A 23,147-nucleotide genomic window follows, 5' to 3' on the forward strand; every position below is an offset into this window, starting at 1 on the left:
TCTTATTTTAAATCAATATGCCCATTGGCCGTAAAAGTTCGAATAATGGATTTTCTTTTGAAATGTTCTATCTGTTTACTTTTTCCCGTTTCTTCATCGACTTCGATGGTTTTTGTATGGACGGACTCATCTTTTGCAACTAGTAGATGAGTCCCCATATGTTCAGGAAGTGCGCCGGATTGTATCGCCTGTACCTGATGTGTTATTTTAAGTGGCATCGCCGGTTGTCTTATTGCACCTGTTTGTAAATGAACATCTTCAACTTGGGCAAATACCCTGCTTAAGAAATCAGTTTCAATTGCAGCATTTTCATAGCTAACGATTGTGGTGCTGAAGATGTCAACCTCTCTTTTTTGAGCGGGAACAACATAGTGAATATCATCCCAATCCGGATAACTCAATTCAGGAATCATTGATGGGTGTACTTTACTCAGTGCAGTCATTTCGCTTTCTATCTCTTGACTACTCCCTTGCCCAGGAGGCTTTCGGTAGCCATAAACGATAACCTGTTCATATTGATCAAAATTAGCATCTGTGAATCGATAAACCTTCACGTCTTCTAACCTGGATGCGATAAGTTTCGCCACATCTGAAAGTACATGCTGCGGAATATTCAGAATGACAAGTGAGCCAATAGACAGGTAGCCTTCTGGCATCGTTAAGTCACGAAGGAATATCGTTTCTGCACGTCCTCCCCTATACTTCATAAATGGAGGATTAAGATACAACATACTAAAAGCATCATGTGACATACGAGATTCTTCATATCCGCACGCTATCACATGATCAATTTTATCCGCTGCAGCTTCTGCTCTTGTTTTCTCAATTTCAATACCATACGTAATTGGTTTGGTATTGAATAAATGTAAGTGGGTTTGGATTTGCTTTAGAGCATCGCCATTCCCTGCACACGGATCGAGAATACTCACCGTATCTCCTTCTGTAGCTTTCACTCGTTTGAGTATAAGTTCCATCTCCACTTCAGGAGTAGGATAAAAGCCACCCTTTGCTTCACTTTCTAATCTTGCCACTGTATCCCTCCTTTGATAAATAAAAAGCGGAAGAGTGCTGCTGCACACTTCCGCTTTTAACATCATCTCTAATTAAAGAAATGATAGATAATTAATGAGAAGATAGAAACCAACATAAAGAATAGTGGTATGTCTTCCCATTCATAATGAGTCTTGGTAATGTTTCGTTTTCCTAACTTTCTCATTTTTCTTGCCCCTTTATCTTCGGTATTTTCAATATCTGCCCTGGATGAATTAATGAACTTGTTAGCCCATTTTCTGTTTTAATCAAGTAAACTGCCTGTTCGGTAGGACCATTAAATTCTCTTGATCCAATTGCGAATAGGCTGTCTCCACTTTGAACAACATAGTTTTCATAGTAAATTGGTGTCGGAGAAAAAAACTCCACTACACGTAAACCACCTACAGAGCCCACAAAGATAAATACAGATAGAAAAGAAAGAGCTGCTACATTTCGTTTTAATCTTGGGTTCATGACTATGGCCCTTACTTGAATACAGAGCCATTCAATCGTACAGATCACCACTAACATACTCATTGCAAAATAGCGAATTAATACGTGTTTTTTCATTTTAATAACCTCACTTTACTTGTTGTTTTTTATTTACCCGATGCCCATCCAAATAACAATGATGCCATTGAACGTTCACGCGAAGTAACCATTTGAAAACCACTTAAATCAACATCAATAGCACCGCGGGGATGATCATTTAACCAGTTGGTCTTGTTTACATCTGGCAATCCATCACAGCGGATATCCGATGCTGGTATCACATAATGCTCTTTGTTTTGATGGTCAATAAATTTTTGAATCGTAACTGTATCCCCTATTTGATGACCTTTGAGATATAGAGTGAATTTTTGACCTTGGAATACATCTACAACCTGACTTGGTTTGATCTCTTTGGTTAGTGTCGCTTTAAATGTTTCAAGAAGCGTCATCGCAATTAATCCTCCTTTTACGAAAAAAGGCGAAAGTCCTCATAAGAAGGAATCCGCCTTTTTCACGATATTTTTTTTGAGTGAAAACAAAAAAAGATGTGTTCAAGCTGATTTATCAGCTCAAACACATCTTTTGTATATTCCAGAAGGAACTTTATTTTCACCTTTTAAGCAAACAGCACTTCACTTCATTACACATGTAAATAGATATTTAAGTCTGGAAGTACACGGTAAACGTCATCATCCATACATCATACCTACCCATTTGCGTCATCATCAAACCGTTCGCATAAAAAGTAATGGTCGAACCGTTGAATGTACACGCCCTCTATACACAATTCCCCACCCTGTCGATGACCTATCGAATCAAGGTTAGTCCTTACTCACATTGAAATAATTATCGTCATCGACATGATGTACATAATTTAACGTGAGTGTGTGTAAGAAAAATAAAAAATATATATCCTATAATACTGTATAATGCAGCACTTCTCAAGTAGAAAAGATTTAAAGGCAGTCTACGCTCAATATGAGAAAGAAAATCGGAATCAGTTTTAGTATAATACTTATGAGGTGAATCATAACATGAGCTTTAGTAAGATGTATTTCGGGCTACAACGTTTATCGATAACTGAATTGAAAATTTTGCTCCATTTTACGAAACAATACAGAGTGAGCTCCAGCCTGGATGTTTTCTTATTCCTTTCATATGCTGATTTCTCTGAAGCAATTGGGCATAAGCGTACAAAGGCATATGAAATAAATATGGTCCTTCAAAATCTCGCATTAATGTCAGCCGATATCCAAATAGGTGATTTGACCATGAAGCAGCCCCTATTCATTGAAAAGAAAGAACAGTCTTCAAGCATCTCCATTCTCTTCAACCGTTTATTTCTGGTTTATCTAATACGAATGTGTAAAATTGTGAACGATACTGAAATTGACCTGCTACTAAAACTTAAAAGTAGCTACTCCATTATGTTCTATATTTTGATTAAAGATCACATTTGGAGCGGTGACAGTTTTGACGTTTCGGAAATAAAGCAACTAATGGGTGTTATGCCAACCGAGTACCCGTTATACGGTAACTTTAAAGCACGTGTCCTAAATCCAATAATAAAAGAACTTCCTCAAACGTTAGGTATTATTATAGAATTCATTGAACAAAAAGAGAGCCTTAAGGTTACCCGCATTCAAGTCGAAATAAGAAGGCTCTGGCAATATCAGCACTTGGATGAAAATGAAGACGAGTGGTATGATTTAGTAAAAGAGAAAGCTGCGGAGTTCGATATTGATTTATCGAAAGCCTTATACAAGAAATGGTTATCGTTTGGAGACTATGCCATTTTTGCTGCTATAGATCATGTATCCAAGTCTCTGTTTATTAAAAACCAGATAGGTTACATGGATACGTTATTAAAAAGCAATATTTTTGGCGAAAAATTATCAGGGGTCACATACGAAGAATATCAGTGGATTAATAATTTTATTGAAGGGTTGCGTGAAAACACCTCCGTTCTTTCAAAATTTCTAATTGAAGATCATTTCATAGAAAAACACCTGAGTAATAGCTTATCTAAGTTAGAAAAACAAATCATTTGGAATAAAGCTCAATTCAAAATCATGACAGATCTAGAGAACATTCGCCGGCAAAACTTAAATATTCGAAGAAATCATGAAACATAAAGGCAAGCAGGCAAGGTGCCTATAACTGTCCTGGTTGAACGTCTGCGCTGGAGCTTAAGTCTTCTCGTTCGCCCAGTTCGATCCGGTCTGTCTCTAGCCGGTAAAACGGCGACTGGCTTGTCAGGCACGCCTGCTGGGTCGCTGCGCTCCATCAGCAGATAACTCTTATTTCGCCGGCTGCACCGGTGCACAGATGGCGGTTATTTCCCATACAGCTTACTACTTTATTTTTTCGGACAAATAAAAAAGGTTCCTCTTCATCAGAGGAACCTTTTTTATTGCATTTCTGAGATAAACTTAAAAACATCTCTAGCATAATTATCATCAAAATCTTCAAGTGTTAATGGTCTTCGTCCTAACTCTTTCCGAGCTGAAAGCGATTTGTTTATTTCTTCTAAAATGTTCTCGCCCATTTCGGTTTCTAGATCCGGTGGCGGATCATGTAGCTGCTTTAAGCGACCATAGAAATGAATATGCCGGCGTATACGTTCATTTAGCTGCAAAATGGAGGTATGCATATCTAATTCGTCTTCTTCAGAGAAGCCCCCACTAGAACAAACATAATTTTCTCTAATTGCTCTTACAATATATCCGCTTATATTATCTACATCTTCATTCCTTTTGGTTTCATATACATAACGTATGTTATCTTTGACCCGTTCTTCACCATAAAGCTGTATCAATTCTAACGCGACAGATTTGTGCACCCCAAACCTCTTCAGGAATTCCAACGGTGTAGTTTCATCTATCCCAGTGTCACTATCCTCTGGGTCAAGAAGCTTGATCTTTCTATCCTCTTTGATTAAGCAAGTTATAGATGTCACTCGATTACCGATTTTAGTTTCCTCAAAATCAAATGAAATATCTGTTTTTCTTGCGAGCTCTTCTTGAGCTTTTAAAAGCACCCTGGATTTGAAATGGCCATAATGAGTCAGCTTATCTGGTTCTATTTCTAATAAATATCGCAGCTGCTCTAAAGTAAATCTACGTTTACCTATCTTAAGATATCTCTTCAATAGCTCGTACATTTTGATCGAGTACTTACTTCTCAGTAAAAGAACATTACCTAATTTATATTTAGTAAAGTCTTTTTTTAGTTGTAGGAGATAAGGCCTCAATTGTGGTGAGAACTCAAGCTCTACAATTCCCTTTTTATTATGATAACGAGCAGCTGATAACCAATTCACTTTCAAAGTGGTGTCGCCGTTATTTTCATTAATTGTTAGTGTTTTAGAGAGAAGTCTATCGACCACAAGTTTAACTTTCTTGTAATAATTCTTTTCGTCAATTTCCAAAATCTCCGCCATGCTTTTAACCCGAAGTACCACTGTATTAAATTGCTCGTCATCTGGCTGGATTAAAGCAATCATCGCAAAAACAAGGCGGTTTTCATGCAAATCTAAATATAGCGGGGTTTCTATAAGTATATTTGATTTTGTTACTATATAATCTGGTGATACTCTTGCAGGCTCTCCAAATTCAATCTCCATTTGTACTGCGCTCTCATTCAATGAAACCCCTCCCTACAAATTACATCATAAAATATTCGCCGGATGTTATCCACTCCTTTTTATGTGACAGACTTTATCTTCTAATCTATTCAAAGTAGTCAATAGTCTTTAAATCTGCTGAAAATACTGTTCTGTCACAAAAATAGGACTTCATTTAAGGATCAATACCTACAATCTGTCACATGATGAAGAGTATCATTGTTTTGAAAATGATCTGAAAATGGAAATGAAGTAGAGTATTGTTAATCCACTAGGCACTTCTGTCACATTTTGAGGAGTAAATTTTAAATATGCTTCATTTCTGTCACAAGAAGAGGAGTATTAGATAAGTTCCGTCACAAAGCGAGGAGTAATGTATCGCAACATTTCTGTTTCTGTCACAAATGCAGGAGTCAAATTTACGTTTCTATTGATTGTCTGTCACATATTGAGGAGTACTCGGCTATACCTGATCATTTCTGTCACAATAAAAGGAGTATTCTCATGCAAAACTGTACTATGAATGTATTTCTGTCACACTTTGAGGAGTACCAAGATTAAGAAATACGTTTCTGTCACAAAAGAAGGAGTCCAATAGGCATTTATTCTAAGATCCGCGGCAACTCTGTCACATAATGAGGAGTTTTTAAACGAAAATAGAATGTCTGTCACAAAAATAGGAGTGTTTTAATTTTATTTATAAAGATGCTTCAGCTGCAATTGGAGTTACCTGTCACAAAATGAGGAGTATTTTGATAAAATACCTGGTTAACACCACTTTATATGCGCTGCAGATAAGCAAATGAGCTAATTTCTGTCACAAAAATAGGAGTATTAAAGCGATTTAACCGATCATATGATCTATCAGGTGGGAGAATATTGGTTAATCATTTGTTTGAACACCCTTCTATAACATTTCCGGTTGAATTCTCCTTAATCCCCTCCTCGTTTTGTGACAGGCAGACTCCTTTTATAGTGACAGAAGCCTCCTCATTTTGTGACAGACTAACTCCTCGTTTTGTGACAGTTAACTCCTACTTATGTGACGTCGTACTCCTTGTTTTGTGACAGTAATCGCTAGAATCTCTTATTCTATCTAGTATTATAGCCTCCTATAACATATATTCATTTAAAACAAAGAGATAAAACAATAAAAACAAATAATAAAACAAATAGATTGTTGTCTGTGAATAAATATCTGATCCTCATTATTTCATCTTGAAATAAAAAAGAGACTGCTTTCGCAGCCTCTTCGAAGAAAAGATTCCATTACCTTGGTTTCGTTTCTTAATAGCTTAATCCCAACGAATTAACATTATTACGAATCGATGATACTAAGTTGGCAGCTATTAATTTTATCATTTTTACGTTGACTGAATTACCTAGAATCTCATACCGATGACTCTTTGGAACGAAATCAGGAAATTCAAACCAAGTTGGATAATCTAAAATAGATTGGATCTCGTTTGGTTTCAGTAGGGACCATTTTTCTTTTTCGGGATGTTTAATATAGGACTGGGTTACCTGTCTTCTTAAATATCCACCCGTGATACAATTTATCTGTTGAGAATCCAATCCTACAAGAGTGGAATTATGAGCTGCTGTAAATCCTGTTTGAGCATACTTCAAATTATAAAGACCTAACAACTTTTCCATGTAACTTCCTGCAACATCAAACCAGTCTCGTCCTTCTAAGTTATCTAAATAGTCCCCCAATGTCTTTCTAGTTACTTTTTTCTCAGGTTTAGGAAATTGAAAGTTAGTATCAGTACGTGTTCCTATTGCGTATCCTCTAGGCCTTCTATCCAATGTTCCAAAATCCCATGAATCAAGTTTGGCTTGATGCCAGCATTTAAATAGGGGCGCAAGCATCCTCTTTATCCACAGAAATGTCTTGCTTGTAAAATATGCAGGCACATTTTCAAAAAAGATAGCTTGAATGCCCGAACATAAAGCGATACGAACAATAGCTTGTGCAAAATGCTCAACAATGCCTTCCATTTTCAAACCTAAATTACTATATTCCAAGCATGGTGGAGATACGATTAAGAGATCAGCCTCCAAGATATAATCAGGGTGTACACTTCGTACATCACCATAGAAAAACCTTGTTTTCGGAAAGTTCTTACAGAACGTTTCTACAGTGTAAGCCATGTAGGATGGCTTACGCCCTCTTTTAGCATAAGAAAATGGATTATTTGCGGCCGTATCAATATCAACGGCCATCACACTCTCACAACCCTCTTCGACAAAGCCGGCAGTCATTCCACCAGCACCCGAGAATAAGGAAATAACTCGTAACAGTCTTTCTGGATGAAAAGAATTGTCTGAATTCGACATGATCTTAATCATATCAAAAGTTAGTTGTTTGAATGCATATAGTTCTTGTTCTTTTACAATGACATCAATGACCACATTAACACCTAAAACTTTATTGATATTCGCGTTACTTAAATCTAATATGGGTTCTCCTTTCTTCTGATGTAAGACATGTGAAGGGGTTTCGACGCAAAGTGCAGCTCGAACATGAATATAATCTTCATAGCTTGTTACAACGATACCATCTCCACCTTTAAAGTTACCTGCACGTAATACGGCTTTTTCTAGCCATAATCGCCCCACTTTTTTCTCCTTTCTTTTTTTGTAACTTGTACGAAAGCTTCTTATTATTTTTGCACCCTGTGCTATAATTGATAATGGAATCATACCTATTTACCTCCTTATAATAAAAAACCCAATTGTCCATTTTGATTTACTTCAACTGGAATAGAATGGTCCACTTCGTAAGCTTCAACTTGCTCCCTAATATCAATCTCCATTAGACCACAAACGATACACGATGCTATCGCCTCCACTACTCGAACATTTACTGAGTTACCTAGTAACTCATATAAACGAGTATCGGAAACATCATCTGGGACTTCAAACCATTCCGGATATTCTAACATCTTCATGATTTCATTTGGAGTAAACTTCGACCATTTTTGCCCATTCGAATGAATCAAATAGGATTGGCTCGATTGTATTTTCCCATATCCTTTAGTGATACAACTTACTTCTTGATCATTCACAGAAACGAGCAATCTTTTGTTTTTATCAGAAGTAAATCCTGTATGAGCAAACCTTGTATTATGTGAACCTAAAAAACTACCTATTGTTGAATTTTCAATATCTCTCCAATCGCGATCGACTAATTCATCAAGATAGTCTTTGACTTTCCTTCTACGAGATTTTGCTGTCTTCACTTTACTAGGAAATTCAAAACTGCAGCGCTTTTGAAAAGCAACTGCATAGCCTCTCTCCCGGTGATCTATCGTACCATAATCATAACTATCAATATTTTCCATAAACCAACATGGAAAAACGGATAGTAACATTGATTTTAATAATGTGTAAGTGCGTGATTTATAGAAATTTGGAACATTTTCGATAAATATTGCTCTCGCTCCGCTAGCCAATACAATTCGAACAATGTGCTGCACAAAATGTTCTACCAAACCTTCCATTCTCAGTCCTAGGTTTGAATAATCAACACATGGTGCAGAAATGGCTACTATATCCGCAGCAGGAATATAACAATTTGAGACGCAACGTAAATCTCCCCAATACATGAGGGTATTTGGATTGTTCAAAAGGAATGTTTCGATGGCCCAAGCCCGGTATTCTGGTTCTTTCCCTTTTTGCTCATAGGAATAAGGATTATTTTCAGGCGTATCAATCTCCACGCCAAAAACGGATGTACAGGATTCCGTGGCTGTAAAGCCAGCGGTCATGCCTCCAGATCCTGCAAACAAGGAAATGACCCTATACTTTCTTAGATTATCGCTACAAAACTGAGGTTTTTCTCCCATCAATGTCATTTCAAATGACATTTCTTTGTATATATATATCTCCCCAGGTTTAACGATTATATCAATCTTTATTCCTACTCCAAGGACCTTATCAATCTCTGCATTACAAATATCGAGAATAGGTTCCCCTTTTTTCTTATGAATAATGTGGCTAGCACTTTCTAAGACTTTAGCCATCCGGATATGAACACAGTTTGGTAATACACTAACGATTATTCCAGCGCCAGGCTCAAATGACCCGGTTCGCAATACAGGCTTTTCTAACCAAAGTCTTGTTATGCGGCCATCCTTTCTTGGCTTAAAACTGGTTCGATAATTTCTTATCATTCGTGCTCCATCTAAGATTGCTTTTAAGTTCATATGAGCTAAGTCCCCCTTAAAATGAATGCTTAAGATAAAAAAAAGAGAAATGCATCCTCTTGGGATTGTGCATTTCTCTTTTTCGTTATGATTTAAATACATTTAGTAAGCTTTCATTTGGAAATCCGGTGATTGTGAGCAAACCGGAATCTAAAAACGTAACTTCAGTGTCTCTATTTTTAAAATCTTCTTCACAGTATTGATCTGTGAAGAAATGCATCGTCTGATTGTTGCTTCCGTGAAGTCCTTCTTGCGATATTTTATTTTCAACAAACCGACCATCAATTAAAACATCAATTTCATTGAGTATGGCTTGGCCATACTTTAACTTTATGATCTCATGATGATAAAACCCGGAAAAAATAATGATCGGTAGACCTAATTTACGTAACTCAACGGTTAAAGTTAATAGGTCACTTTGTTGTAAAAATGGCTCGCCTCCACTTATGGTAATCCCATCAATATCTGATGGAATAAGTGATTTAATGTCCTCAACAGACATTTCCAAGCCATTATCCAAAGAATGTGTCTCGGGATTAAAACAACCAGCACACTGAAATTTACATCCTTGAAAATGGATCACCATCCGTTCACCGGGTCCATTTACAGTAGAATATTGGGTAAATGCATGAATTTTCATGATTTAACCTCTTAAATTTCGTGAATTATGATTTTGTAATTGTACACGTACCTGATATTCAGGCTTATGACTGCGCTTTTCAAGTTGCCCTAAAGCCTGTTCAAAGGCTTTGGTTGCCTCTTCACAGCCTTGTCCTTTAAACCCTATTGCTTCGATGGATACAGATCCATCGTTCTTAAATGTAAATTCAATTTCTTTCATATTGATATTTCTCCTCTCACGTATAAAAGTTAAGCTTTGGCTGCTGTTTTCACATTCAGAGCAAGGCTGCAGATCACCTCAACGCCTTACCTGAACCCTCAATTTTATCGTACCATCAGATGCTTCGCGTCTGATAACTGTTTGACCCTGGCGGCGTGCTTCCATTGTGACCACACCAATGTTGTATTCCTGCATTAAGCGGCCGGCATTCTTGCCAATTTCCCTTTCGACATGTCCAGCCCACCAGTCAGTCTGGAGATCATAGGTACCATTAGATTGTTTGTTCAAAGCAACGTCATAAGGACCTTTTAATTGGATGACATAATCTGCTTTCATATTTTGTTGCTCCGTATAACCCCGACAGATTCCATTTTCAATAAGAATAAGTTCTAGCTGCTTTACTGCAACCTCTAGTGCACGAATATTTCTTATTTCCGTTTTTACTGTTGAATAATGAGACATGTTTATGTCTCTCCTTTCTTGATTAGCGATCGATGTTCACTTCAATTCGTTTTTTTATTGTGGGACACGGCGAAGTATCGTGTTTTCGTTTCGTACTGGTTGCTCTATAGTTTCCCCGGCTGAAGCATTACGAGCTCTTTCTTTAGCCCATGCTCTCATTCCACTTATTTCAGCTTCTCTTAATTTGGATAGAGGAACAGTGGATCTCGCTGCTTCAAGAAGATCGTTATTTGTTAATTCGTGGTTTTCGGAAAACGCAATACTAATTGCATCGACAACCACCTGTTCAAGTTCAGCTCCAACAAATCCCTCTGTCTTTTTAGCAAGGCTGTCAATATCAAAGGTTTGAGGGTCCCGATTTCGCTTTCTTAGATGGATAGAGATAATTTCTTTTCGCTCGCCAAGTTCGGGTAGGTCGAACCAGAATAGTTCATCAAATCGACCTTTCCGTAGTAATTCTGGAGGCAAATGATTGATATTATTTGCTGTTGCAATAACGAAAACATCACTAGTTTTCTCTTGCATCCAGGTTAACATTTCCCCAAGAACACGGGCGGTTACGCCACTATCCGTAGCACCTGATCCACCTGCACCGGCAAATGCTTTTTCTATTTCATCAATCCATAAGATAGATGGAGAAATTGTTTCAGCCATCCTTAATGCTCGGCTCATATTGGCTTCGGATTCACCTACTAAAGAGCCGAAAACATTGCCTATATTAAAACGTAAAATAGGCATTTGCCATAGGTTCCCTACAGCGCGAACCGCTGCGGATTTTCCACCACCGGAGATCCCTAACAAAATAACTCCTTTAGGAGACTGAACACCAAACTCTTTAGCTTCCTTTGAAAATGATTTTCGCCTCGTATGAAGCCATTTTTTAAACTCACTTGCTCCCCCAATATCATTAATCGTATTAGAAGGTGCAATGAACTCTAACATTCCAGACTTTCTAATGATGTTGGACTTTTCCCTTTGAATGGTTTTTATAGCTTCATCATCGAGTTTCCGATGAATCGTAACAGCTAAAGCAAAAGCATTTTCAGCCTCCGCACATGTTAGACCAAGTGCACTTTCAAGTACACGTTGACGGTCATCAATCTGAATTTTATCAGAGACTGATGAAATAATACTTTCTAACGTTTCATCAAGTTCTTGAATATCAGGCATGTCAACCTCTAGCACGGTTATATCTTTTTCTATTTCAATAGGTAATGTGACAACCGGCGATAAAAAGACCAATTGATTTCCCTTTTTTTTGAGATGTGGAATTAAATCTTTTATCAATTGAATAATCATTGGATTCTTATCTTCAAGATAATAATGAAAGTTTTTCAAAATATATATGGTGAAGCTAGTCTTTTCTTCTTCTAAGATGAAATTGAGCGCGCTGATAGCGTCTATAACGCTTGACCCTTTATCATAATGCTCATCATTTGGATTACAGAAACCCTTCGTGATACTCCATACCATTAAACCAAAATTAAGCTCTTTGGCCAGTGTACTAAACATCGAGCATGCTTTGTCTTCCTCATAAGCTTTCACCCAAACTGCTGGGTAACTTGCTTTCAGGTAATTACTTACCGTTTCGATACTCTTTTGTGTACTCATTGAATAATCTCTCCCTTTGTAGAATGAAATAAAATGAAAAAAGAAGCCATCCCCACAAGGTTGGCTTCTTTTTAATCATTCAAATAGACGCATTTGCCTAGTTGCATTCTCTTTTGGCTTATGGTCTTTTTTACGAGCAGCAACTGCCCGGAGCATTCTCTCCATATCATGATATGAAGATTCGACATCGCTGAGATCGGACTTTAATAAGTCCTTATAATCATCAATGACTCTAAAAGCAAGATTACTATTCTCAACGACTGCCGTAATGTCGGACGCAGAGATGCTTTCGTCATTATATGCAGCCTTTAAGCGTTCATGTGATTCATTAACTTGTTTCAGTGTTGCTTTTCGAACCATATCTATGGTGTCATTGGTTTTTATAAGAGGAATAATCTCTGCCTTACTTTGTTCAATTAAATTGACCAGTTCCCTGAAGGCACGCAGCTCTTTTTCATACTTAATAGGGATAAAGTATACCCCCCCTGAAGCTTTAACGAGAACAGGCGACATATGCCTAATAATATCAACACACATGGAGCGTATGGCATTATCATCATGAGTCGTTTTAAACAATTCAAACAACTCAGTCACCCGCTCAACTAGAGGTCTGACCTCTTCATTAATAACACTTGTTTGAAGCCTATGATCATGAACTCGGTTAAGCGTGATAATAGCTTCTTTTGTATCATATTTCAAAGGCTCTGAATTATCATTGGAGTCAATGACTTCCTTTACAATATTTCTTTGCACTGTTTCGCGTGTAGAACTTACTTCTTTCACCAGATAAGTAATTGAACCTTTCCCGGTTTCAAGAGGACGTTTACACTCAATGGCTTTAGTGGCCCGACGATAAGCATCTATAATACGAATCTTGTTTGGCATATACTTCTCAGCCACACCTGATAAATTAACGTACTCTTGCAGCAAATTACGTGCGATAAGCTTCATCCCAATGGAGTACCAACAGAGGTATCCCACCACTTCAACTGTTCCTTTGTCTTCCATTCCGACCGCTGTGAACTCTCCTCGTAATCCAGCTCTCATATTATCCCTCCGAAATTCTTTTGAACCACTCATTTATTGTGAGTAGTCTTTGTGTATTTTAGTTATAACTGAAGGTCATTTGCTCAACATCATGAAGCTTTGCATCCCGGTCTGGATGACCATTAATAGCTGATGGGGCTTCTGTTGAAACCAAATGGAAATTTGGTTGTAGACTTGTTTTCTTTTTTAAATATCTAGATTCATTAAATAGAGCTAATTTCATAATTTTAAACTCTGTAGCAGTTCCCCCTTCATCAAGGTTGTAATACTTAACGTACCCTGTTCGAAGACTAGCACGCCATTCAATACCGCAGTCTGCACAGTACCAAACTCTGCCTCCTAGTTGAAAGGGCTCGCCGTATACTTCATGTGCTGTATTTTTGGGACAGCTTCTTACTGAAATAATGGGTGATTCAGAAAAATTCAGATAGAGTTCACATTGACTTTTTCCTGTCTCACCACTGTAGGCGCTATTTACCTTAATCGTCTTAATTGGCAAGGTACGCTCCTCCTTTAAATAAAAAAAGGAAAACCCCTGATAATGAAGGCTTTCCTTTTAAATAATTTAAATGTATTTATTAAATTCTTTTCATACGTGACTCGGCACGCTTTGTAATGTTGAGATTCCATTCGGTCCCATCCGCGCAAAGAATTTTGCATAATCCGTCGCCTTCACGAGAGATTTCTGCGAGTTCATTACGGCGATCTTTTCCATGGACTAAAATATCGAGGAGTAGCTCCTCTAGTGTGTCTCTATTCATTTCAGTGTTTTGGTTCTTCTGCATTTTGTTATTCCCCTTTTATAGTATAATATGTAAAAAAATTCAAAATGGTAAATCGTCCTCAGATATATCAATTGGACGACCATCATCCGTGAAAGGATCTTTGTTATCAAAACCTCTTGATCCTGCACCAGGATGCCCACCTCTCTGACCACCATTACCATTACCATTTCGAGACTGGTTGCTGTTGCCGTTTTGTTCAGATTGTTCTTTGGACCGTGCGCTTTCGAGAAAGCGCACATTATCCGCAATTACTTCCGTTACATAGACCCGTTTACCCTCGTTGTTTTCGTAGTTACGCACCTGAATGCGCCCCTCTACAGCTGTTAAACGGCCCTTACTCAAATAATTCGCACATGTCTCTGCAAGTTGTCGCCATACAACAATCGGTATGAAATCAGCTTCACGCTCCCCATGCCCACTTGTAAATGGGCGATCAACAGCGAGACTAAATTGAGTAACGGCAACTCCTGCAGGCGTGTATCGAAGCTCGGGATCACGCGTTAAGCGCCCTATCAGTATCACTCGGTTCAACATAATAATATTCCTCCTCAAATTTATCGTCAAGCCGTTTGGCTTGGTGATTGTAAGTTAGCATTTAAATAGGCTTGATAAGACGCATCAACCCACGCCTTCACACCGATAGCCCACTCAGGGGGTTTATCACCGCACCCATAGGCATCAAAAACTTCACTCAACAAGTTATGCCCTATGGTGCGGGACATTTCTTTAATTTCCACAATAGCTGTTTGGTATTGATCTACCTTGATACCAAACATTAGCCTTGATAAGGCTTCGCTGCGCTGTTGATTCAAGAACGAGTTCCATTCTAACAGAATCCATTCATTGGTTTGATCACGAAACGCTTGATCCATTGAGGCGAAATGTTGCGGCCTCAATCGAATGCCAATGAATTGAAGTTGTACTGATGTCAGTCTCTCAGCTGGATGTTTTTTTGCTTGCTTTTGCTGATATTCCGTTTCGTTAATACCAGCTTGTTCTCGTAATTCTTTTGTGACTGCTTCTCTTGATTTATTCTCAATTTTACAGATGAAATCAAGCGTTCCACCTTTTTCTAAACAAGTGAAACAGCGAAACAGTCCGTCTTTACGATTAAGAGTAAGTTTAAACTTACCTCTAGATAAAGAGTCTCCACACCAAGGACAAACAAAAAGCGTTTGGCTATTGTTAATGGTCCTGCGGTTTACACGAATATCTTTCGAAAGAGCATATTCTACTAAATCAGGCAGTATGCTGCTCATGAGTCCTCACTCCAATCTTTTCAGGAATTTGGATCTGCCTCCACTCTTCACTCATAGTTACCTTACGGTAAATACTAATAACTTCAGCATCATCCAACTCACTTTTATAAAAATAAAAGTTCTTTAGAGCATTAACGGCAGCTGCTGTGTGCCAGCATGTTTTTCTAACTTTAGCAGCTGGGCAGTCATGCCCTACGACTATCTTTCCTTTGACAAAAGCTGCTGCTGTTAAATACCGTCCTTCACCAGAAGAAGACGGAAGCGCGAGAATGACAATAGTTTCGTCGTCAATTGTGAACATGGCCTGAATTTCTTTTTTTGTATCCATATTACACCGCCACTCGGGTAGGTAACATATGGGTAACAATGAAGTATCCATTCCTATCCTCAAAACTCATGTCAAAGCTAATTATGTTGTCAAAATTTAGAGAGTCAACATACTCGAATAGTGTCTCTACTGCAATTGCATCGAACACTTTATTGGTATGCAGTTCCAACAATTTAAGGTTATAGTAAGGCTTATTAAGTTGGTCAAATACATCCATTTCACATTCTAATACTTCATACGAATAGTACTCTGGAGGCTCTTGCCTACCATTACGGTGGTTATTCGACTGCTGCTGACTGCTACCATTACGGTGGTTATTCGACTGCTGCTGACTGCYACCATTACGGTGGTTATTCGAGTTGCTGACCGCCACCATTACGGTGGTTACTAGACTGCTGCTGTCCACCGCCATTACGGTGGTTACTAGACTGCTGCTGTCCACCGCCATTACGGTGGTTATTCGACTGTTGCTGACCGCCACCATTACGGTGGTTACTCGACTGCTGCTGTCCACCACCATTACGATGGTCATTCGACTGCTGCTGACCGTCAGTGTTCGGATTTCCGATTTCGGAATCAGGAGTCAAGAGATCTTCAGAAATAACACTGCTTCCTAATAGTCCATAACCTAGGAAACCTAGAGCACGCCCAATGGCAATGCTTTCGACCCCTTGTAGATCGTATCCTCTGAATCCCTTATTAGGATTAAATTGAGCGCTACCCATTGCTTGCCCTAAAAATTCGGAGACAATCGTAACGATCACATTGTTTCCTGAAATCAGTGTTGAAATATCTAACTTTTTCTCTTTCTGTCGATGTTCATCACGAGCCCATAAGACTCGACCATCTACACCGAGATAAGGTTCTGTTACCATTACAAATGTTCCGTCTTGGCCATGACCCATGCTCAGTTTAACTGCCTCATCATCTAGTGCAACAGTTTCTTTACAGAGAAATCTTTCTTTCGAGATTTTAATTAAAAATGCTAGATATTTTTCTGGAATACTTCCCTTTGCATACGAAAACTTTCTATTGGCTTCTTCATGAAAGGATTTTGCCTTCTCAAGTAAATGAAGGGGTGTTTTGTTCTCCATAGTAATTCCTCCTCGAGAGATTTGTATATGGGTAAATGCCCACCCCTTATATAAAAGGGTAAACATGAAATCATTAAATTTTCAAAGAACAAAAAAAGGCCTACAAACCCGATTAGGATTGTAGGCCTTTCGAATCATTCCTGTGAATGGAATGAATTTATATGTATTCAGAGTAAATTTCAAAAATGATTATGGTACTATTATCTTTACTGAAAGAACGTTCACGGATTCGCATACACGATTCGTCTTCGTTTGCACATCAGGGATAATCGCCCGATATTGTCCTCATTTGTTAGGGGAAAGAATCTTTACCATAACTAAATGTACACAACCACATCAATATCTCCTTACCAATACAAAAACAACCGTATCGAGAAAGTCCAATGCTTTTCTTCTTACATTAGTTATCATCGTTCGCATCAAACGTACATAACCAATAGAAAAACTTGAAATTGATGTTGAAATAAAAGCATACATTTATTATATAGTTAACTACTCCCAATTTCAACAGCAAATCGCTTGAAAACTAATAATCAATAAATTGATAAAAACAATAAAAAGCCAATTGCACGTTGGCAATATGGCTTTTTATCTATTCCGTCGCATGCAAAGTAAGTTCTTCATGTTCAACCTTTTCTTGCTTCTCAAAAGGCTGAATATACTCCGGTACCCATTCCCCGTTTTCAATTTTGCAAAAACTATTAGATAGGGTTTCCTTTAATAAGTTGTGATCGGTTGTTACCCGAAAAAGATGGGCCTGATCCTTGATATCAAGAAACTTGTTACCATCCTCCCAATCAGGTACGACGATTAATGTTCGCATCTGCTCTTCCATAAACCGAATGTGGTTATATACCTTATCGCGTTGTGTTTTTTCGCGGAGGGCCACTATCCGGAAAGGCTGCTCCATTATGGTGAAGCAAGCATCAAACGGCGCTGGGAATACTTCTACTGTTGTAGTCGGATCAATTTCATTAAATCTAGTATAGAACTGAAATACGAGCAGCCGTTTTAAAACTTCAATGGTATAGACTTTTTCGAAGCGAGGAAGCCCAAAATGTTCCCTTGCCGGGTTAGAAAGGCCGTAGAATGGTACAAACTTGCCATTCTCCCTTCCTGTCATGGAGTGAGCAATTAAAAAGCCCTTATCCGTTAAAAAATCGACATTTTTTTTCCCTTTCCGAAGGTTGCCAGGATTCAATATTTTGGCCAATTGAACTTTTGAAGCAAACTGCAAAACGCAGAGTTTCTCAACGACTTTTGTTTGATTGGTGTTCAGACTATGAAAATTAAGCTTGTTACCGTTAAACTGCTTTCCCCACGTAATGACATATTTATTATCCATGTGAAAGGGAGATAAATCGAAACTAGTAGACATATGTTCACCTCATTATCGTTGAAATAGCCTCTACAGTAGAGGCTATTTCAACTTGTTTTTTGGATTATAGCTTGTCCTTAATCACGGCGGTCATCTTACTCTCTTCCACATTGACATCTTTAATCCGGACTTTAACACGATCATTCAGCTTTACTCGACCAATGTTTGGTTTTGGATGCGGGCATAAAACGTCTACCCCTTCTTCAAGATTTACGAATACGCCATATTCCACAACGCCAGAAACAACGCCTGTATAGGTATTGTTCTTTTGATAACGCCGGGTGCACTCAGGCCATGGATTTGCTTTCAATGCTTTGACACTGACGATCAGTGTTTTCGTTTCCTTATCCACTTTCATTACTTTAACATGGATCGTACTTCCGATTTTATAGAGCGAATGCAGATCCGATACCCAACCGTAGGAGACTTCTTCAATTGGCAGATCTGTGATAATAGCACCAATATCCAATTTCACAGATCTGTTATTTACACGTACCACAGCAGCCTCAAAGATCCTATTCTCCCTAAGGATGTCCCAGCTGAGCCCTTGCAAATGATCAACAGCTAGGCTTCGAGAAGCTGTGAACATCTCCGACTCACGGTCCAGATTCGTTACTTTGTAGTAAATGTTTTGGCCAATGACCTCTTCCAATTGATAGGCTTTTTCATAGCCGGAATGTTCCAACGGAATTAGGCCTTTGATGTGACCGACAAAGACAATGCCGCACAATTTGTCTCCATGTGTTTCAGTTCCGCGTAGCTCGGATTGCATAATCGATCTATTTTGTCGCGCTTGATAAACTTTCTCCCATGACTCCTGCTCCGACTGCTTTTGATAATTATCGTCTCGGATCTCGACAGCTTTTGCCAATACATCCGTTTCATTAAATTGTTTCATTTCGTTCATTTTCAAATCCCCCTAAGAATCATTAAATTTTGAATGACTATAATCTTGATTTGACGGTACTTTCGGACTTGCTGATTTTGTATTTGAAGTTGCCGGCAGCTTCCAAAAATCATCGGATGGTTTAGGCTGCTTACCACTTGATGAAGCTTTTATATTTTGTGACGACGATGACGTTTTCAGCTTCGTACTTAGAGACGAGCCGGATGAACGTGTTGAACTCGCACTATCATTTTTGGTGCGATTTGTGTTCAATTGGTTGCGCGTTTCATTAATGAATGGAGGTGCTGGATTAGGGATAGAGGCAGAAGTAATTGGCGGGACCTTAACCGGTTCTGCAATCGTAACCTGCTGCTTTTCCAGATTAGGCTCCTGAATAATTGGTTCTGAACTAGTACCCGTCTCTTTGAGATCAATAATGACAAAAGCTGCAGGTAGAATTTCTTCAACCTGTTGATCTTGATTTTTTTCCAAATCGATTTGGGGCGGGGCCAAGAGGTAGAGTTTTGGTTGGGGCTCTTCTGCTTCGACAGGTACTTTAATGATTCGCTGTTTCAACCAATTAAATCGCTCTCTCCCCCATAGACAGGTTGATTTAAAATGCTTCAGCCACCAATTAAATTGCTCACGCCATGCTTCATTTCGATCCTCCAGATCATATTTGAAATCTTCCCAGGTATATTCGCGTGCAACTGGCGATTGCATACCTTTTGTTAATTTGATATAGAATATCGAACTAAAAACGAGTCCAACCAAAGCAACAATGGCTGCCAATTGAGGAATACTAGAATCTGTTTCAGGTGTGATTCTCTGCAGCACTTTTCCGAGAAGAGCACCAACCATCCAATCCGCGGCAAGTATACATGAGATTAATGAGAGTATACCCAGTCGCTTAGTAAATAAAAATTGCACGATATGGCCACTAAACGAGAAACCTAAGATAATCAGTGGAATTCCAAAACCTAAAGGGCCAGTACCAAGATACATTAATCCACATCCAACGATGGAGATAGTGAAAAATGTGGGAATATAAATCTTAGTTACAATTGGAAGGATTTTATCGATTATATGCACGGCATGAAACCTAATCTGCTTCCTCATAAATTTTGATCTGAACTTCTGACCCGATTTGCAACGTACTTAGCAGCTGTGCCCAAACCTTCAGAGATGAACCAATTTCACTCTTCATCACCATAAACAAATGTTCCTGTTGCGGTTGTGTAAGGCTTCTGCAACTTTCAGTGATTTCAGGATTATCCGCAAAGTTTACAATTTGCTGTAGTGGTTCGAACAAACAGGTATTGCCATTCAATTTTATTACCTCCTCTTGCCTTAATAATTGCGTATTCGAATTTCATGGCGAACGTATTAGATAATGGTTTAGGAGACCTTTTCAATCCGAACCAGGTTAACGTTACCGTTATTGTTCGAATCGAAAATTTTATACCCCATACGTTTCAGAAATTCATTGGTCCCAGCCCCATTTACAGCGAAAGCTGTAGAGATCTTTTCCTTAAATTCTTCCTCCGTCATTTCGTGCAGATCAGAATTCTGATAAGCAACAATATTTGCAAAGCCGCCTACAATAAGGAAGAGGTTTTTGTTCAATACGCTATCTGTAACTACCTCAAGATCAAGACAAAAATCAGCGATTCCTAACTCGTTTTCAAAGGAAGGAATATAGTTTCGTCCAATATTCACCAAACTAATGACAGCTTTTTCGGCATTGCTGCCTTTTTTAACAGAGAAAATTTTAAACATGTGTAGCCCCCTCCCTAGCAGTATTTTTTAGAAATCTTAAGCTTGATTCCACCGTTAAATCCGAGTATCCGAAAAATAAAAACGGCATGTAGGAAGCTGAAAAGGATATGTTCCTTATTTCAGTTTCCCCACGCCGAGTTTCGGTAGTGTGAATATGATGGATCTCGTAGTAAATATGGTTCCCTTGTTTCAAGCAAGTACGCTTTGTAATACAAAAGAAGTATATCATGAATTACATTAAGAATTCAATAGCGATTACATCAATTGTTTAAGATGCGGTATTCTTTGATAACGATGGTTAGACTGTGCTCAAAGCCATCATGTTCTGTTGTACCGCTAAAAGCTATGACTTGACCTGCTTTCAATGCTTTAATCACCTTAATATCTTCATCAGAAGTAGCAAAAATTTTACCTCTTGCAGTTCCTGTTTCATCGGCTAGCATGAGATCGGCAATCGTATTACCATTATTGCTCAGTTCCTTAATCTCCAGGTTAGTGATCTTCGCCTTGCTTATCTGTACTCTTTCATGCTTTGTGATTTTTCCGAGTACTTTTACAGTGGGCATGTTGAATCCTCCTTCAGATTATCTTTTAATGTTTTTTTGGATTAGGATTAATTGTGTAGTAACTTTTTCACGAATATGCGGGTTGCTCATCATGTTGCGATAGAATTCTGGATCAAATCTGCTTATCACGTTATGTGCATCTCTCTTTCCAAATAACATATCTAACGCATCCGCGGCTTCCCCTTTTGTCCATGAATGATCATAAGCGATTTCATACCGGGTTAATTGTTCTTTTTGCCCCTGAGATAAGGGGTATTTTCGCCAGCGGGCCTCCTTCGTCATTAAAGGGTTCTCTACACTTTTAAGAAAGTTTTCAGCAATCCCTTGGGCATATTCAATGACAATTGGTTCGTGATATAGAGGGAATATCCTCTTATCCGTATTTTCAAAAAGAGCCCACCAACTTCGTGTAAATTCGTCATCTAATAAAATATAGCAAGCCCGCTTATCACCCATACTAATATAATAAGCACGATCCGTAATCTTAATCCATCGGTAAATGGATTGTTTGGTGAACAGGTTCACCTCAAACATATGCTGTTGGTACTCTTTTTTAGAGGAATGAACCCGTTCCTGTAATTCCATGACACTTTCATTATCCCGGAGTTCCAGTGGCTCTCCATCTAACTCATCCACTTCAGGTTCATTTGAAGAAAATAGCTTTGAGAGGGTCATTAAGGAATGGTTCTCTGTGACACCTACAATATCGAGAACCAAGCAGTCCACTTTATCTGGATGTAGTCTTATACCGCGACCAATGCATTGAACATATAAACTTTCACTTTTGGTTGGACGTGCCATAATCACGCAACTAACGCTGGGCTCATCAAATCCTTCTGTCAGAACCATGCAGTTGACTAGAATATTGAAATCATTTGCTGCGAAACTTTTCAGTAGAAGTTCTCGATCAGCACCAGGTAGTGATCCATCAATTCCCTTAGCTGCGATTCCACGTTCATTAAACCTCTCTGCAATTGCATACGTATGATGAACGTTTGCAGCGAATACTATCGTCTTCCGCTCTTCGCCATATTCAATATAGGCATCGATGACACAGTCGATAACATCATCTTGCGTCATGGCTTCACCAAGATCATTTTGGTCGAAATCGCCTGCTATCGTTTTCAAATTATTTAGGTCTAGAGATTCGACAACAATTCGCTTTGCTCTAATGTCGCAAAGGTATCCCGCGATAATAAGATCAAGCATCTTTTTCTCATATACAATTTCTTCAAAAATATCACCAAGGGCAAGCTTATCTGCCCGGTTTGGAGTAGCCGTGATACCTAATAATGGCGGACCATCTAAACGAAAACAACCTAAGTTTTCAAGTACTTGTTTTGAGCCTTTTGAAGCACTATGATGGGCTTCGTCATAGATGACTAGACCAGGTTGTACAATTTCCCTACCTCTAACCAATGTCTGCGTAGAGGCTACGATCAAATCAACATCCTGCTCATTGTGAGCTCCCTTTACCCGACCAACGCTTACCCCTTCCCACACTAACTGCATTTTATCTGCAGTCTGTTTTAAAAGTTCGTCACGATGTGCGATAAAAACAATGGGCTGGCTAGAATTCACTTGCTGATGGAATCTTTTTGATATCGCAGCGGCAACAATGGTCTTTCCTGCACCGGTAGGCAAAACTAACAATTGACGTCTTACGCCGGGGCTAGCTAACTTTTGAAAGAATGTATTTACACATTCTTCTTGATAGTCTCTTAACGCGATTTCCATAACCTACGCTCCTT

25 protein-coding genes are annotated in these 23,147 nt (G+C 38.7%); 1 reads left to right on the top strand and 24 read right to left on the bottom strand.

Annotated elements, in window-relative coordinates; genetic code table 11:
• Positions 1–2: 2 nt before the first annotated feature.
• From ASF12_RS29465 to ASF12_RS29475, 3 genes are all read right to left on the bottom strand, one after another.
• Positions 3–1,031 (bottom strand): DUF6094 domain-containing protein, encoded by a 1,029-nt coding sequence (locus tag ASF12_RS29465; protein ID WP_056042289.1) that lies wholly within the window; start codon positions 1,029–1,031, stop codon positions 3–5.
• A 181-nt stretch (positions 1,032–1,212) separates the two neighbouring features.
• Entirely contained in the window at positions 1,213–1,602 is a 390-nt protein-coding gene (locus ASF12_RS29470) for a LysM peptidoglycan-binding domain-containing protein (protein WP_056042291.1), read from the bottom strand.
• Between the two features lie 29 nt (positions 1,603–1,631).
• Positions 1,632–1,973: a hypothetical protein gene (locus ASF12_RS29475; RefSeq protein ID WP_056042293.1), complete on the bottom strand. Its 342-nt coding sequence runs from the start codon at positions 1,971–1,973 to the stop codon at positions 1,632–1,634.
• A 585-nt stretch (positions 1,974–2,558) separates the two neighbouring features.
• Between ASF12_RS29475 and ASF12_RS29480 the strand changes: the two genes are divergently transcribed.
• Complete coding sequence (locus ASF12_RS29480) at positions 2,559–3,659, top strand: replication initiation protein (RefSeq protein WP_056042295.1); 1,101 nt, start codon at positions 2,559–2,561, stop codon at positions 3,657–3,659.
• A gap of 275 nt (positions 3,660–3,934) precedes the next feature.
• Here ASF12_RS29480 and ASF12_RS29485 read toward each other — a convergent pair whose 3' ends face one another.
• The 21 genes from ASF12_RS29485 to ASF12_RS29590 form a co-directional block, all read right to left on the bottom strand.
• Entirely contained in the window at positions 3,935–5,170 is a 1,236-nt protein-coding gene (locus tag ASF12_RS29485) for a replication initiation protein (RefSeq protein WP_056042297.1), read from the bottom strand.
• A 1,266-nt stretch (positions 5,171–6,436) separates the two neighbouring features.
• Positions 6,437–7,855 carry a DNA cytosine methyltransferase gene (locus ASF12_RS29490; RefSeq protein ID WP_056042299.1) on the bottom strand — a complete coding sequence of 473 codons (1,419 nt, stop codon included), beginning with the start codon at positions 7,853–7,855 and terminating at the stop codon, positions 6,437–6,439.
• A gap of 14 nt (positions 7,856–7,869) precedes the next feature.
• Positions 7,870–9,360 (bottom strand): DNA cytosine methyltransferase, encoded by a 1,491-nt coding sequence (locus ASF12_RS29495; protein WP_056042304.1) that lies wholly within the window; start codon positions 9,358–9,360, stop codon positions 7,870–7,872.
• A gap of 85 nt (positions 9,361–9,445) precedes the next feature.
• On the bottom strand, positions 9,446–10,000 hold the full coding sequence (locus ASF12_RS29500) for a 4Fe-4S single cluster domain-containing protein (protein WP_056042306.1): 555 nt from the start codon (positions 9,998–10,000) through the stop codon (positions 9,446–9,448).
• A 3-nt stretch (positions 10,001–10,003) separates the two neighbouring features.
• On the bottom strand, positions 10,004–10,201 hold the full coding sequence (locus ASF12_RS29505; protein WP_056042312.1) for a DUF2997 domain-containing protein: 198 nt from the start codon (positions 10,199–10,201) through the stop codon (positions 10,004–10,006).
• A 78-nt stretch (positions 10,202–10,279) separates the two neighbouring features.
• Positions 10,280–10,663: a DUF1257 domain-containing protein gene (locus tag ASF12_RS29510; RefSeq protein WP_056042319.1), complete on the bottom strand. Its 384-nt coding sequence runs from the start codon at positions 10,661–10,663 to the stop codon at positions 10,280–10,282.
• Between the two features lie 54 nt (positions 10,664–10,717).
• Positions 10,718–12,274: an AAA family ATPase gene (locus ASF12_RS29515; RefSeq protein WP_056042321.1), complete on the bottom strand. Its 1,557-nt coding sequence runs from the start codon at positions 12,272–12,274 to the stop codon at positions 10,718–10,720.
• 75 nt (positions 12,275–12,349) lie between these two features.
• A complete protein-coding gene (locus tag ASF12_RS29520) occupies positions 12,350–13,321 on the bottom strand; it encodes a DUF6744 family protein (RefSeq protein WP_056042322.1) in 972 nt (323 codons plus the stop codon).
• 58 nt (positions 13,322–13,379) lie between these two features.
• On the bottom strand, positions 13,380–13,820 hold the full coding sequence (locus tag ASF12_RS29525) for a hypothetical protein (RefSeq protein WP_056042323.1): 441 nt from the start codon (positions 13,818–13,820) through the stop codon (positions 13,380–13,382).
• 79 nt (positions 13,821–13,899) lie between these two features.
• Entirely contained in the window at positions 13,900–14,106 is a 207-nt protein-coding gene (locus ASF12_RS29530; protein ID WP_056042324.1) for a hypothetical protein, read from the bottom strand.
• Positions 14,107–14,145: 39 nt separating this feature from the next.
• Positions 14,146–14,640 carry a single-stranded DNA-binding protein gene (ssb, locus tag ASF12_RS29535; RefSeq protein WP_056042325.1) on the bottom strand — a complete coding sequence of 165 codons (495 nt, stop codon included), beginning with the start codon at positions 14,638–14,640 and terminating at the stop codon, positions 14,146–14,148.
• A 26-nt stretch (positions 14,641–14,666) separates the two neighbouring features.
• Complete coding sequence (locus ASF12_RS29540; RefSeq protein WP_056042326.1) at positions 14,667–15,365, bottom strand: hypothetical protein; 699 nt, start codon at positions 15,363–15,365, stop codon at positions 14,667–14,669.
• Entirely contained in the window at positions 15,346–15,693 is a 348-nt protein-coding gene (locus tag ASF12_RS29545; RefSeq protein WP_056042327.1) for a hypothetical protein, read from the bottom strand. Before ASF12_RS29545 ends, ASF12_RS29540 begins: the two co-directional genes overlap by 20 nt.
• 350 nt (positions 15,694–16,043) lie before the next feature.
• On the bottom strand, positions 16,044–16,787 hold the full coding sequence (locus tag ASF12_RS29555; protein ID WP_056042331.1) for a hypothetical protein: 744 nt from the start codon (positions 16,785–16,787) through the stop codon (positions 16,044–16,046).
• Positions 16,788–17,379: 592 nt separating this feature from the next.
• Entirely contained in the window at positions 17,380–18,165 is a 786-nt protein-coding gene (locus tag ASF12_RS29560; RefSeq protein ID WP_056042333.1) for a hypothetical protein, read from the bottom strand.
• 64 nt (positions 18,166–18,229) lie between these two features.
• Positions 18,230–19,072: a S1 RNA-binding domain-containing protein gene (locus ASF12_RS29565; RefSeq protein ID WP_056042335.1), complete on the bottom strand. Its 843-nt coding sequence runs from the start codon at positions 19,070–19,072 to the stop codon at positions 18,230–18,232.
• A gap of 12 nt (positions 19,073–19,084) precedes the next feature.
• Positions 19,085–20,056 carry a hypothetical protein gene (locus ASF12_RS29570; protein WP_155973546.1) on the bottom strand — a complete coding sequence of 324 codons (972 nt, stop codon included), beginning with the start codon at positions 20,054–20,056 and terminating at the stop codon, positions 19,085–19,087.
• 97 nt (positions 20,057–20,153) lie between these two features.
• Positions 20,154–20,381, bottom strand: a complete 228-nt coding sequence (locus ASF12_RS29575; RefSeq protein WP_056042339.1) for a hypothetical protein — start codon at positions 20,379–20,381, stop codon at positions 20,154–20,156.
• 68 nt (positions 20,382–20,449) lie between these two features.
• Positions 20,450–20,830, bottom strand: a complete 381-nt coding sequence (locus ASF12_RS29580) for a hypothetical protein (RefSeq protein WP_056042343.1) — start codon at positions 20,828–20,830, stop codon at positions 20,450–20,452.
• A gap of 260 nt (positions 20,831–21,090) precedes the next feature.
• The gene (locus ASF12_RS29585; RefSeq protein ID WP_056042345.1) at positions 21,091–21,396 is read right to left on the bottom strand and encodes an OB-fold nucleic acid binding domain-containing protein; all 306 of its coding nucleotides are present in this window, start codon (positions 21,394–21,396) and stop codon (positions 21,091–21,093) included.
• Positions 21,397–21,414: 18 nt separating this feature from the next.
• Positions 21,415–23,133, bottom strand: coding sequence for a DEAD/DEAH box helicase (locus ASF12_RS29590; protein ID WP_081419119.1), 1,719 nt, complete (start codon positions 23,131–23,133; stop codon positions 21,415–21,417).
• Between the last annotated feature and the right edge of the window lie 14 nt (positions 23,134–23,147).

Origin of the sequence: Paenibacillus sp. Leaf72 (assembly GCF_001422685.1) — a bacterium.
In the GTDB taxonomy this organism is placed as follows: Bacteria; Bacillota; Bacilli; order Paenibacillales; family Paenibacillaceae; genus Pristimantibacillus.